Genomic DNA, 12741 nt, shown 5'->3' on the forward strand with positions numbered 1-12741 from the left:
CAGGCCCCTGAAAAGTAAAAGCCGGACCGCCAACTCGTGGCGGTCCGGCTTTCAAGGGCGAACAGCAATGGCGGCCGCCCTCCTGCCTCAGCTGTATTTTTTCTCCAAGCCGTCCCAGAAAGGCTTGTTCACCAGGCGCTGGCGTTCCAGGAACGGAGTGACCAGGGCGGGATCTTCCTGCACTTCCTTTTCATCGCGCAGCACCGTCAGCACTTTCTGCATGCCGGCCACCGCCCCTTGCAGAGCCGCATTGGCATAGAGCACGAACGCAAAACCCAGCCCGCCCAGTTCCGTGGCATTGAAAATCGGAGTTTTTCCGCCGATGACCAGGTTCATGAGCTGCGGTTTATCGACCAGCTCAGGCAGGCGACGGACCTCTTCCTGGGTCTCCAGCGCCTCGACAAACAGGATGTCGGCGCCAGCTTCGGCATAGCGTCCGGCACGCTCCAGGGTTTCCTCGAAGCTATGCGTACTACGGGCATCGGTACGCGCCATGACCAGGAAATCCGGGTCGCGGCGGGCATCGACAGCTGCCTTGATCTTGCCGACCATTTCATCGGCGGCAATGACTTCCTTGCCGGAGAAGTGGCCACAGCGCTTGGGGCTGACCTGGTCTTCCAATTGAATGCAGTCCGCGCCCGCACGCTCCAGCGTACGTACCGCGTGGTAGGTATTGAGTGCATTGCCAAAGCCCGTATCCGCATCCACCAGCAGCGGCACCTCGACCGCGTCACGGATGCGCGCGGTGTGCTCGGCGATGTCGCTCAGGCCCATGAAGCCCTGGTCCGGCAAGCCGAAACTCATGTTGGTCACACCCGCGCCGGTGATGTAGATGGCCTCGAATCCAAGGTCCGCAATAACGCGGGCCGACAAGGCGTTGAACGCGCCCGGCACGATGATGCCGCGGCGAGCCTCGGCCAGCGCGCGCAACTGCTTCCTGGGGGATGATGCCTGACTCATTGATAGACTCCTTCGATTGCTCGCCGCACAGGCCCGCCATCCAGACCGGTCCTGCGCCGCCGTTCCGGGCGCGGCGAGGGTATCTCGATCCCCGCCGCGCCCGGCATGGCCGGTGACCCGGCGCCAGCCGTGGGGACTGGCGGGGTGCTGCCGGCATTCTCCTGCGGTCACGGCCCTGCCGCAGGCCGCTCAGATGACGTAGAGGTCAACGTATTCGTTGACCGGGATGTCCTCCAGCTTCGCCTGGTCCAGGCTCACCGCCAGGATGGCTTCCTGCTGGCGTGCCGGGAACTGGCGCGCCAGGTTGGTGCGGAACTTGGCTTCCAGCAGGGGGATGCCCTGCTCGCGGCGGCGCTTGTGGCCAATGGGGTACTCCACCACGACCTCGTCCAGGCGGCTGCCGTCATTGAATTCCACGGTCAGCGCGTTGGCGATGCTGCGCTTTTCCGGGTCATGGTAATCCGCGGTGAACTGTGGGTCTTCCTCGCAGTGGATCTTGGCGCGCAGCGCGTCGATGCGCTCGTCGGATTGTGCGAAGGCATCTTCATAGTGCGCTGCCACCAGGTTGCCATGGATCAACGGCACGGCAACCATGTACTGGATGCAGTGATCGCGGTCGGCCGGGTTGTTGAGCGGGCCCTGTTTGTCGATGATGCGGATGCAGGCCTCATGCGTGCGAATGGTGATCTTGCGAATGTCCTCGATCGACTTGCCGGCCGCCTTGAGCTTGCCATGCAGCGTGACTGCTGCCTCGACTGCCGTCTGGCTGTGGAACTCCGCAGGGAAGCTGATCTTGAACAGCACGTTTTCCATGACATACGAACCATAGCTGCGCTGGAACTTGAAGGGCTGGCCCTTGAAGAGCACGTCGTAGAAGCCCCAGGTCTTGGCCGTCAACACGCTGGGATAGCCCATTTCGCCGGTTTTGGCGATGAGCGCCAGGCGCACCGCACGGCTGGTGGCATCACCCGCGGCCCAGCTCTTGCGGCTGCCGGCGTTGGGCGCATGGCGGTAGGTGCGCAGCGACTGGCCATCGACCCAGGCCAGCGATACCGCATTGATGATTTCGTCACGCGACAGGCCCAGCATTTCCGCGACGACAGCTGTCGAAGCCACCTTGACCAGCACCACGTGATCCAGGCCCACCTTGTTGAAGGAATTTTCCAAAGCGATGACGCCTTGGATTTCATGGGCCTTGATCATACCCGTCAGCACGTCACGCATTTTCAGCGGCGTCTTGCCCTGAGCCACGCGGTTGCGGCTGATCCAGTCGGCCGTCGCAAGAATGCCACCCAGGTTGTCACTGGGATGGCCCCACTCCGCCGCCAGCCAGGTGTCGTTGAAATCCAGCCAGCGGATCATGGCGCCGATATTGAAGGCGGCCTGCACCGGGTCCAGTTGGAACTGCGTGCCCGGTACCTTGGCGCCATGCGGCACGATGGTGCCGGGCACGATCGGCCCGAGCAGCTTGCGGCAAGCCGGATATTCCAGGGCTTCCAGCCCGCAACCCAAGGTGTCGATCAGGCAGTTGCGTGCGGTTTCATAGGCCAGCGACGACTCGATGCGATAGTTGATGACGTAATCGGCAATATCGACCAGGACCTGATCGGGTTCGGGGCGGACGTTGGAAATGTGTGCGGACATGGCGCTTCTCGTCTGTCAGAAAGTATGGGTAAAAAATGCCGGCCCATGCAGGCCGGCTGGGGCAAGGCGGCTGGCGCTCAGCCGCGCTTTGCCAACGGCACGAAGACCTGGTCTTCCGGGCCGATGTAATTGGCGCTGGGGCGGATGATCTTGCCGTCCTGGCGCTGTTCGATCGCATGCGCGCTCCAGCCCGCAGTACGGGCCAACACGAACAGCGGCGTGAAGTGCGCGGTAGGAACGCCCATCATGTGATAGCTCACGGCGCTGAACCAGTCCAGATTGGGGAACATTTTCTTGGCGTCCCACATGACGCTTTCGAGGCGCTCGGCAATGTCGAACAGGCGCAGCGTGCCGGCTTCGCCGGACAGCTGGCGCGCCACTTCCTTGATGACCTTGTTGCGCGGATCGCTGACGGTATAAACCGGGTGGCCGAAGCCGATCACGACTTCCTTGCGTTCCACACGGGCGCGGATGTCGGCCTCGGCTTCGTCAGGGGTGGCATAGCGATTCTGGATTTCAAAGGCGACTTCGTTGGCGCCGCCATGCTTGGGGCCGCGCAGCGCGCCAATGGCCCCGGTAATCGCCGAGTACAGGTCCGCGCCCGTGCCCGTGATGACGCGGCAGGCGAACGTCGAGGCATTGAACTCGTGCTCTGCGTACAGGATCAGGCTGGTGTGCATGGCCTCGACCCAGGATGCAGGCGGTGTCTTGCCATGCAGCAGGTGCAGGTAGTGGCCGCCAATGGAATCATCGTCGGTTTCCACTTCGATGCGACGGCCATTGTTGGCGTAGTGGTACCAGTACAGCAACGCGGACCCCAGCGAAGCCAGGAGCTTATCGGCGATATCGCGAGCGCCCGGCAGGTTGTGGTCGTCCTTTTCCGGCTGCACCGTGCCCAACGCCGACACGTAGGTACGCATGACGTCCATGGGGTGCGCAGCGGCGGGCAGTGCCTCCAGCACGGCACGTACCTGCACCGGCAGGCCACGCAGGCTTTTCAGCTTGGTCTTGTAGGCGGTCAGTTCGGCCTGGCTGGGCAATTTGCCATGCACCAGCAGGTAGGCGATTTCTTCGAATTCGCTGCCATTGGCGAGGTCCAGGATGTCGTAGCCGCGATAGTGCAGGTCGTTGCCGCTGCGACCCACCGTACACAAGGCGGTATTGCCCGCCACGATGCCGGACAGTGCCACGGATTTCTTGGGCTTGAAGCCTGTGGAAGTCGTTTCTTCACTCATTTTTGCTCTCCTCTTGTTCCTGGCGGTCAGTGCCGCTGACTGGGCGGAATCGCTGAATTTTTATTTGCAGTCTACGCAAGCCACCCCGCCATGTCATCCTTTACAAGGCGAAAATCGGCGTACCCTGAATGCCACTTTTGCGAATCTTGCGAATAAAATGCCGGCTTAAATGGCTTTCAGGGATAGGTACAGGTATGCGTAAGGTTTTCATGGGCGTACGGCTGCGCCGGCTGCGTGAAGAGCACGGCATGACGCAGGCAGCGCTGGCGCGCACGCTGGGGCTGTCTCCCAGCTACCTGAACCAGCTTGAAAAAAACCAGCGCCCCCTCACCATGCCGGTGTTGCTGCGCCTGAACGAAGTCCTGGGCGTGGACGTTCAGAGCTTTTCCGATGACGGCGAAGCACGCATGGTCGCCGCTTTGCGCGAGGTGACGGCCAGCCTGCCTGCCTCGGCCGTGGGCGGTACCGACGACGCCCGTATTTCTCTCGCGGAAATCCGTGAAATCGCAGCGAACATGCCCGCGGTCGGGCGCGTGCTGATCCAGTTGCACCGGCGCCATCGCGAAGCCCTGGAACGCCTGGACAGCATGGCCGAAGTACTGGCGGGCGACGATGCCGGCGACCGCGGCCGGGCGCTGGCGGCCCCCGACCAGCCCTACGAGGAAGTGCGGGATTTCTTTTTCACCCATCACAATCACTTCACCGAACTGGATCGCCGCGCCGAACAGTGTTTCGACGAATGGGAACTGGCCGACTGCCACCCGCAGCAGCTCGCGGACCGCCTTGCCGCGCGTCTGCAGGCGCGCCACGCCATCACGGTGCGTCTGCATTCTCCCGGTCCTGGCCTGCAGCGCAGGCTGGATGCCAGGACCGGCGAGCTGTCTCTGTCACCCGCCCTGGCACCGGGCCAGCAGGCCTTCCAGCTGGCCACGCAACTGGCTTTCCTGGAAATGGACGATACCCTGCGCCGGATGTCAGAAGCACCCCGATTTTCCGGCGCCGAAGTCCGCCGCCTGGTACGCCTGGGCCTGGCCAATTATTTCGCTGGTGCGCTGATCCTGCCTTACGGCCGCTTCCTGGCTGCCGCCGAAGCCTTGCGCTACGACATTGATCTGCTCGGACAACAATTCGGCGTCAGCTTCGAGACCATCTGCCATCGCCTCAGCACCATGCAGCGGCCGGATGCCACCGGCGTGCCCTTTTTCTTTATCCGGGTAGACCGGGCCGGCAATATTTCCAAGCGCCAGTCGGCCGCGCATTTCCATTTTTCACGCATAGGCGGCACCTGTCCGCTGTGGAACGTGTATGAAGCGTTTTCCCATCCCGGCCGCATTCTGCGACAGCTGGCGCGCATGCCGGATGGCCGCGTCTATCTCTGGATCGCCCGTACCGTGTCACACCAGACTGGCGGCTTCGGCCAGCCTGAAAAAATGTTTGCCGTGGCCCTGGGGTGTGACATCGAACATGCGCACCGTCTGGTATATGCACAAGGACTGGATCTGCATGACCCCCAGGCGCCCACGCCCATAGGCATGGGTTGCAAAGTCTGTGAACGGCCCGCCTGTCCGCAGCGGGCCTTTCCGTACATCGGCGGGAAGCTGGCCGTCAGCGAGGACCTGGGCAGCTTCTCGCCCTACCCGCTGGCGGCCGGCTAGGCGGCCATTCCGGTACGCCCCATCACCATGGCGTACCGGAACCCGGCCGACAAGACTTGCCGGCTTACATATAGGTCAACCAGCCGGTGTAGCTGAAGTTCCAGTCCGGACGGCCGGCGATCTCGAAGGACCACAGCAGCGTTGCGTTGAAAATCATCTCCGCATTCGGATTGTCCCGCTGCAGCTGCAGGCGGAACACGACGGATTCCCCCTTGCGGATGATCTGGCCATTTTCCAGCCCCTCGAAGATTGCACTGAAATCGGCCGCATCGGATACAGCCTTCAGGTTCTCTATCTTGTAATCCTTGTCGAAGGCTGTCAGGCGGTAATAGCTGACATCGGGATTGAAGCTCCCAGAGAACGAATAGCGGTTCACGTAGTTCTGCTGTTTGTTGGGCAGGGCACGCTGACTCAATTCGGTTTCGTCGGCCGACTCCAGCGTCTTCAGCTGCTCCAGCAGCAGGGTCGGGAAGTGGGCCCTATCCACGGCCGGCACGCTCAGGGTGTAAGGCCCGACGGTGATGGAACCGTCGTACACCAATGCCTCCATCAAGTAGTTGCCTGGCATGGTAGGCGCCAAGGTCTGCTTGGCGCACGACCAGCTGCGCGCTTCCAGGATTTCCGCCCAATACTGCATCAGGGTCTTGCCCGCCGCAGCCAGCGAGGCATCCGAAGCGGTACGGCCATTCTGGCACGCAGCGTCGGAGGCGAAGGCGAACTGGTGGCCCGACGGTTCCCCCGTGAGATTCCACAGATAGGTCATGGTATCGCCATCCGGGTCGTAGGCATTGGCGTCGACCGAGAACGATTTGTACACCACCACGTCTTCCGTCACATTGGTCACCACGCTGGTGTACTGGCGCCGTTCCCGCACGCCCAGGACCAGAGGCTGTTCCGCGGTATACGGCTGGTCCAGCGTAGGCCGGACTACCGGGGCATGGTTTTCGGACTTCGCCTTGATGGTGATGTAATTCGGACGGTTATTGGCGTAGTAGTTCGGAAAGCCCCACTCGTCAGTGACCGTCAGGCGCGCCGTGTAATAGCCCGGCTTGTCCAGCATCAACAGCGGCCTTTCCACCTTCGCATTGTCAAAAGCGGCCTCGCTGCCATCCGGCCGATCCAGCAGCTCCCAGCGGAATACCAGGCGGTTGCCATCCACATCAGAACTGTTGCTACCGGAAAGCGAAGCCTTTTCGCCCACCATGAAGTTCGTATTGCCGGTCGCACTGCTGGCCTCGGCGCGCGGCGCATGGTTGGCGCCCAGCACCACCGTGTACGTCTGGCGCACGGTATTGCTGTAGGCGCCCTTGCTGTCCTTGAGGCGCGCCTCGATGACGTAGTCGCCGTCCACCTTGGGAATGAAACCGCTGTCCCAATAGGACGTGCTCAATGTGGAATCGGCCACCGGGTCAAAGCCCGAGGGATAGGACACCCAGGTCCATTCATAGACATAGCTGTCGCCATCAGGATCGAAGGCAGCGCGATCGCTCGTGAAGATCACTTTCTGGTTGCTGCGTTCGATCTCATAGGTATTGTTGCCCGAAGGCGGCAACGGCGACGCCAGGACCGGCGGCATGTTTTCCGCCCCCTCCGGCGGCTGCGCACGCAGGCCCAGCATGGTCGAGGAACGCGTCACGCCGTCATAGACATAGAGCGTAACGTAATAGGTCGCGACGACATCGGGCGTGAACGTCATGGTCACCGTACGCTCGCCCTGCATGAACGCTTCCGAGCCGATAGGCAAACCGTTGGAATTGCTGTTGCCCTGGAAATCCCAGCGGTATTGCAGGTGGCCGGTCTCGCCGGGATGATCCGGATCCGTGCTCAGTTCCGCGCTCAGCGTCACCGGCTGGCCCCGCACAACCATCAGCGTCTTGCCATTGACGGACTGGCCGCCCTGGCTGATGACGGCCACTGGCGGCACATTGGCCGCCACGACCTTGATATCGACTTCGTCCACCGCACTGACCATATCGCCATAGCGCACCGTCAACGCCGCCTTGTAGTCCCCGGTCTTGTCGGCCGTGAAGCGAGGCTGCACCTGCGTGGCGTCGTCAATGCTGGCCGTGCTGCCTTCAGGCACCGTTACCAGTACCCAGGAATACATCAGCCGGGTCGGGTCGCCCTGGTAAGGCGGCTGGCTGCCGGAACCGTCCAATTGCACCGGTCCTGGCAAGGTGGCGATATCCTCGCCGGCATTGGCCGTGGGTTCCTTGCTGAACGCCGTCACCGTCACTTGCGCCTCTGCGCCGCGCTGCCCGTCCGTGATGTTCAGCCCGACGACATAATCCCCGACGCGATCCGGCGTGATGGCGCTGCCCGGCTGGTCAGTCGTGGCCAGCACCGCCTTGCTTGCGGGCGGGAAGCTGCGCAGCTTCCAGGCATAGGCGGGCGAACCGCCAGCATCGGTGCTGCTCGTCAGCTTGACGGTCTGGCCCACTTCGACCAGGGTCTTGTCGGCGCTGATGCTGACGCTGGGCGCGGCACTGCCGCCGTCTCCGCCCCCGCCGCAGGCGGCCAGGAACAGCGCCATGCCCAGCCCGGCCATGGAATGTTTGAATATGGAACTCATAAAAACTAGCCTCCCGGGGCTTGCGGCCCCTTGGAAAAATCGAAGCGCTGCAAATCAGAAGGAAACCGTGGCGCTCAAGCGCGCGGTGCGGCCGGGCGCCGGCACCAGCCCTAGGCTCAGTGCATCCAGGTAATAACGGTCGGTGAAGTTGTCGATGTTGAAATCCACGCTGAGGCTGTCGTTCACCTTGTAGGACGCGAACAGATCGAACACCTTGTACGCATGCCATTCCACCGGCGCAGTCGAGGCCAGGCCGATATTGCTGGACGCCTGGTTATTGTTTTCCGGCACCGGATTGCGCTTGCCCATGAAGGTACCGCGCACGCCCATCGTCAGGCGCTGATCGAACAGACGCGTGCCGATAGTGGCCGTGGCGTGCCACTTGGGCGGAATCATATTGTTGATGTAGCTGTTGGCAATACCGTAATCCGTGCAGGCATAGCGGCGGTAGCTGCCCGTCAGGCAGGTTTCGATCTTGGTATAGCGAGTAGCGCCAAAATCCGTGAACAAAAAGCCCAGGTCATAGGAGCCGCTGACTTCCAGGCCATTGAAGGTGGCGCGGTCGATATTACGCATACGCCAGAAAGAGTTCTGCCCGGTCGAGGTATCTTCCCAGGTATTGCTGATGGTGCGCGTGAGGTAATTGCGCACGGTATTGCGGAAATAGGCGAATTTCAGGCGCAGGTGATCGTTCGACGCCAGCACGCCATCCTGGAAGATGTTCAGGCCGAATTCACGGTTGTAGGCATGTTCCGGCTTGAGGTCGGCATCCAGCGTGGGCGTCACGGAAAACCCGCTGGAGCTTTCGAACAGGCTGGGCATGCGGATCGCCTCGGCATACAGGCCATAGAGCTGCCAGCCGTTGGCGAATTCCCAGGTTGCGCTGAGACTGGGTGTGACGCCCGTCTTGCGGTTGCTGTAGAACACCGGGTCGCAACGACCGTCGTTGTCCGCATCCACGCAGAACGCACTTTCTTCGTCGATCTCGATGGCGTTGTCGTCCTGAACACGGAAGCGCGTATAGCGCAGCCCCGCGTCCAGCGTCAGGCTGTCCACCGGCTTCCATTGCAGCGAGGTGAACAGGCCATATTCGGTGCGCTTGCCGTCACGGAAGAAGCCATTATTTGCCCCCTGGTCGTCACCCAGCGCATGGGAACCGATTTTTTCCCACTGTACCGACGCACCGTAATCCAGGCGGATGCTGCCCAGGCGATAGAACATCATGGAATTGGTGAGATCCACGCCGCGCCGCTTGTATTTCTCGCGGCCATTGAGCGAACCACCTGAAACCTGCCCTATCGTTTCCGAGTAGTTGCGGTTGAGCGTGTCGGTGTCCGTCAGCCAGGCATTCAGGCGTACGTCGATCAGGTCATTGTCCAGGGGATTCCAGCGGTAGCGCGAGGTATAGGTCTTGACCGTGACCTCGCTGTTCTCCGTCTGCTCGGCATTACCGAACCAGATCAGCTGCGAGGGCATCAGCTGCCCGTAGGAACTGTCGTAGCGCATGAAGCCCAGTTCCAGCTCCTGGTCGGCCGGCAGCCAGGTCTTGGCCTTGAGCAGCGTCGAATTGCTCTTGTAGTTGCTGTTGACGATCAGCTCTTCGCCGCGAAACCGCGAAGCGCCTTCCAGCTTGGGCACCACCTGGGTGTAGAAACCGCGGTTGTACTTCTCGCTCAGGTCCAGCCAGGGGGTCTGACCATGCTTGCCGGCGTAGTAATTGCCCTGCTCGCGGTGCGCGTAGGCAGCCACCAGGTCCAGTTTCTCGAAGCGCTTGGCAATGGCGATGCTGCCGGCATAGCTTTTCGGCGTGAAGGTACCGGGGCGGTCCATGGTGTCGTCGGTGGGATACAGCTGGGCCACGTCCGACCCCTGGCACAGCCAGGCGCTGGCGCAATCCTGCCGGTATTCCGTCACGCCGCCCAGCAGCCCGCCCACCGAGCGGTAGCCCGATTGCGTGCCCGGGTCCACTGGTGAACCGCTGTTGTTGCCGATGGCGCTACCGCGCATGCGGATGCCAAAGGTTTCACCGTCCTTGACGATATCTGCCGCTTCCAGCGTGCGCATACTGACCATGCCGCCAATGGCGCCCGTGCTTTGCGCCGTCATGGTCACGCCCTTGTCGATCTGGATGCCACCGATCAGATCGGGATCGACATAGCTGCGTGACGACACGCCGGAGTAGCCACGGTAGACCGTCGTTTCCTGGCGTGCGCCGTCGATCAGCACCGGTACGCGGCCCTGGCCCTGCATGCCGCGGATATTGATATCCAGGCCGCCGCTGTTGCGATTCTCGCCCACCAGCACGCCAGGCGTGCCCTTGAAGATATCGCCCACCGAGGTTCCGCGGAAACGTTCGATGTCGTCGCGCGAAATGTAGCTGGATGAACCCGCCTTGCGGTAAGCCTCGTCCTTGGGAGACAGATCATCCCCTGTCACGACGACAGTATCCAGCACCGCCGTGTCACTCGCCTGGGGAGCGGCGCGCAACAGGAAACTGCCATCCTCAAGCTGGCGCGCTTCCAGGCCGGTACCGGAGAGCAGGCGCCCCAAGCCATCGGCCGCCGAGTAACGCCCTTGCAGGCCGGGGCTGCTCACTCCCTGCGTCAGGGCCGGCGCGCTGCCCACCATGACGCCGGCCTGCTGCCCGAACTGGCCCAGCACCTCATTAAGGCGGCCAGGGGCAATGCTGAAATCCAGCAGTGCAGCGGCCGGCGCGGCTTCCGCCGCAACAGCTACGGAAACGCCTGGACCGGGCAAATGTCCCATCCCCAGGAAAACAGTGATCAGGCACGCCCGCGTCACAGTGAGACGAGGAAGAAAAGTAACTGGCATGGCTACGGCATCCCATCAAAACGGTTGCTGGCGCCCATGTGGTGTCCGGGCGCTTCAGCAGGGTTGTCGCTTGAAGGACGGAAATCCGCCGTATTGCTTACAACTCTTACAATCAGCTCGGCAAACTTTCCACTGTGACCCAGAAACGGGAACGATGGCGCACCTGGACCGGCAGGATCTGCGACAGAAGCAACAAGGAAGCATCGGTATCTTCCACGGAAAACACTCCGACGACAGGCAGGCTGGCAATGGCCGGATCGCAGCGCAGCCAGCCACGGCGATAACGCCCCAGTTCCACCAGGAAGTCGGCCAGGGGCATGTTGTCGGCCACAATCATGCCGCGCTCCCAGGCGGCGGCATTGCGCGGCGCCGGCTCCGGGGTTTGCGCGTCCCCGGCACCGAAGGCCAGGCGTTCGCCCGCGTGCACCCGCAAGGCCGCGCGTCCGTCCGCCGGCAGCGGCAGCCAGTCCACCGCGCCTTGCAGCACGGTGAGGTCGTAATGCATGCCGGCGCGTTCGCGCACCACGAAACGCGTTCCCACGGGTTGCAGGACAGCATTGGCCGTCTGCACGAAAAAGGGCCGCCCTTGCAGATCCACGGCCGTTTCGATCAGGATTTCCCCCTGCAGCAGGGTGACGCTGCGAGCGGTTGCGGTGTAGTTCACATCCACCGCAGAACGCGTGTTCAGATACAGCAGCGTGCCATCATCCAGTTCCAGGATGCGGCGCTCGCCGGGTGCGCTGCTGGCATCCGCCAGCCAGATCGCGGACGTCTGGCGCACCGGCCCGGCGCCATACCAGATGGCAGCCAGCGCGGCTGCACCGGTCACGCCGCGCAGCAGGCCCCGGCGCGCTGCGCGATGCTGCGCCCGGCCCAGTACTTCTCGCACCTGCGGTCCGCCGGCAGCGCCAAGGTGATCCTGCAGCGCCACGCCCAGCCCGGTCACCCGTTGCCAGGCGATTTCATGCCGGGGATCGGCCGCGCGCCAGCGTCGACAGGACTCCTGGTCCTGCTGCTCCGCACCGGCCTGTATGCGCGCAGCCCAGGCTGCCGCCTGGCGCACGATGCCGCGTTCCAGCGGCGCCTCGTCCGCCGGGCCGGGGGGCCGCAATAGCGTGCCTTGTCTGTCAGGAGAAGTCATAGACAGCGAAATAGCATTGTTCCAGGCCTCGCGCAACAGCTTTCTGCACCGCATTGGCCGTGACGCCCAACTGCGCCGCAATTTCCTTGTGCGACAGGCCGTCTATCTGCGCCATCAGGAATATCTGGCGGGTACGCAGCGATAGCCCATCGAGGGCTTTCCAGACCGCCAGCAATGACTCCAGGATCAGATACTGTGTTTCCACCGAATCGCAGCAGGGTTCAGGCTGGCCGGCCATGACTTCCTCCCAGGCCTGCTCCAGCGCACGGCGGCGGAAATGGGAAGCGACCAAGCGCGTCGCGATGGTGCTGAGATAGGCGCGAGGTTCCAGCAGGTGCGCCAGGTCGACCCGCAACAGGCGTTCGAACACATCCTGCGCCAGGTCGGCCGCCTGATGGTTGTCCCCCAGCCGCCGGCGCAACAGCGAAACCAGCCAGGCATGATGTTCGCGGTACAGACCATGTACGATCTGGTCGCGTTGCGCAATATCGCCCGCCATGTTGTCGGTACCTTACTCCAGGGAAATCCAGGGGGAAAACTCGCCAGCCGCGGAATCCGGCGGGCATGGGCCCGCCGCTGCGCCAGGATTGCCCACTGGCGGCCAGGCAAACTTCGGGGGGCCCAGGAATGGAATGATAATACTTATTATCAACAGATGTATATTCCCGCAACGTTCCCAGCCACCGGCCGCGTTGTTTTTTC

Annotated in this window: 8 protein-coding genes; 1 reads left to right on the forward strand and 7 read right to left on the reverse strand. The window is 62.6% G+C overall.

All coding sequences use genetic code 11. The annotated features are described in order from the left end of the window. Positions 1 to 87: 87 nt before the first annotated feature. The 3 genes from ACEW7X_RS13180 to prpC form a co-directional block, all read right to left on the reverse strand. Positions 88 to 960 carry an isocitrate lyase/PEP mutase family protein gene (locus ACEW7X_RS13180; protein WP_134838783.1) on the reverse strand — a complete coding sequence of 291 codons (873 nt, stop codon included), beginning with the start codon at positions 958 to 960 and terminating at the stop codon, positions 88 to 90. A gap of 189 nt (positions 961 to 1149) precedes the next feature. Beyond that, positions 1150 to 2604, reverse strand: coding sequence for a bifunctional 2-methylcitrate dehydratase/aconitate hydratase (locus tag ACEW7X_RS13185; protein ID WP_068366701.1), 1455 nt, complete (start codon positions 2602 to 2604; stop codon positions 1150 to 1152). Between the two features lie 77 nt (positions 2605 to 2681). Further along, positions 2682 to 3839: a bifunctional 2-methylcitrate synthase/citrate synthase gene (prpC, locus tag ACEW7X_RS13190; protein ID WP_068366704.1), complete on the reverse strand. Its 1158-nt coding sequence runs from the start codon at positions 3837 to 3839 to the stop codon at positions 2682 to 2684. A 194-nt stretch (positions 3840 to 4033) separates the two neighbouring features. Between prpC and ACEW7X_RS13195 the strand changes: the two genes are divergently transcribed. Beyond that, on the forward strand, positions 4034 to 5494 hold the full coding sequence (locus ACEW7X_RS13195; protein WP_068366707.1) for a short-chain fatty acyl-CoA regulator family protein: 1461 nt from the start codon (positions 4034 to 4036) through the stop codon (positions 5492 to 5494). 64 nt (positions 5495 to 5558) lie between these two features. Here the strand turns inward: ACEW7X_RS13195 and ACEW7X_RS13200 are convergent, their stop codons facing one another. From ACEW7X_RS13200 to ACEW7X_RS13215, 4 genes are all read right to left on the reverse strand, one after another. Further along, positions 5559 to 8066 (reverse strand): PKD domain-containing protein, encoded by a 2508-nt coding sequence (locus ACEW7X_RS13200; protein ID WP_420177295.1) that lies wholly within the window; start codon positions 8064 to 8066, stop codon positions 5559 to 5561. A 54-nt stretch (positions 8067 to 8120) separates the two neighbouring features. Further along, the gene (locus ACEW7X_RS13205) at positions 8121 to 10823 is read right to left on the reverse strand and encodes a TonB-dependent receptor (RefSeq protein ID WP_253103680.1); all 2703 of its coding nucleotides are present in this window, start codon (positions 10821 to 10823) and stop codon (positions 8121 to 8123) included. 187 nt (positions 10824 to 11010) lie between these two features. Continuing rightward, positions 11011 to 12039 carry a FecR domain-containing protein gene (locus tag ACEW7X_RS13210; RefSeq protein ID WP_420177296.1) on the reverse strand — a complete coding sequence of 343 codons (1029 nt, stop codon included), beginning with the start codon at positions 12037 to 12039 and terminating at the stop codon, positions 11011 to 11013. Beyond that, complete coding sequence (locus ACEW7X_RS13215) at positions 12026 to 12538, reverse strand: sigma-70 family RNA polymerase sigma factor (RefSeq protein ID WP_068366718.1); 513 nt, start codon at positions 12536 to 12538, stop codon at positions 12026 to 12028. Before ACEW7X_RS13215 ends, ACEW7X_RS13210 begins: the two co-directional genes overlap by 14 nt. Positions 12539 to 12741: the final 203 nt, after the last annotated feature.

Source organism: Kerstersia gyiorum, assembly GCF_048595715.1.
Classification (GTDB): Bacteria; Pseudomonadota; Gammaproteobacteria; order Burkholderiales; family Burkholderiaceae_B; genus Kerstersia; species Kerstersia gyiorum.